This is a genomic window from Vibrio sp. YT-19(2023), from assembly GCF_033337395.1.
In genome coordinates, this window is the sequence record NZ_JAWOQN010000179.1 from 1 (window position 1) to 1,015 (window position 1,015).

At 48.5% G+C, this 1,015-nt stretch carries 1 protein-coding gene; it reads left to right on the forward strand.

Annotation, left to right across the window (positions count from 1 at the left end; genetic code table 11):
- On the forward strand, positions 1–905 hold a 905-nt coding region (locus R7E78_RS24725; RefSeq protein WP_318058421.1), incomplete at its 5' end, for an AI-2E family transporter.
- Positions 906–1,015 lie beyond the last annotated feature (110 nt).

Genomic DNA, 1,015 nt, shown 5'->3' on the forward strand with positions numbered 1-1,015 from the left:
TGGCACTGCTGTTTAGCCCGCTGATCAATTATTTTGAAGACAAAGGCCTGCCACGCACGATAACTGTGGTGGTGACGTTGACGTTATTGGTGAGTGTTTCAATACTCGGTTTAGCGGCGATATCAGAACCCGCGAAACAATGGTGGGCTGAGTTGCCAAGCATCGTCCAAAACGTTTCGCAGGAAGTGAATGAAGTGACCAAAGCGTCGTCAGAGCACATGAATGCGCCGCTTGAGATCGCCAGTGACATGAACATTGACGAGATGGGCAACAACACGGTGTTTTCTCTGCTGAAAGCGCTCGCGACCACCACACCAACGCTGTTAACTCAGGCGATGATTGTGCTGTTTATGGTGTATTTCATGCTTAATCATGGTCGAAGTCTGTTTCGTAAATCGGTATCGCGTTTGCGTGGTTTTTCGAAACAACGTCAGGCGGTGGAGTTGGTGCAGGCTCTGCAGAAAGATTTATCGCGCTACATCGGCACCATTACTTTGGTCAATGCGGGTTTAGGCTTGTGTGTAGGATTGGTGTTTTTTGTCCTCGGCCTTGAAGACCCATTTCTATGGGGTGCGTTTGCGGGGGTAATGAATTTCGCGCCGTATTTGGGACCAGTGATTTCGATGGTGAGCTTTGGTTTTGTCGCGTATTTGCAGCTAGATTCGGACAGTTTTATGCTGACAGTGGTATCGATATATCTGTTGCTGAATTTAATCGAGAGTCAGTTTGTCACCCCAACTTTGCTAGGGAGGCGGTTTAACCTCAACCCGTTGGTCATCTTTATGTGGCTGGTCTTTTGGGGTTGGTTGTGGGGTGGTATGGGGCTGTTGATTGGCGTGCCGCTGTTGGTGTGCATCAACATTTTAGCGGATCGTTTGGCGCTTTGCGGTTCGACGAACATCTAACCGCAAAGTTGCCAGTGTATTGAACGTTGTGCTTAGTTAAATAACTTTTCCGCCGCAACGGGTGGGCTGAATAAATATCCCTGACCGTAGATACAACCTTTGTCGACCAA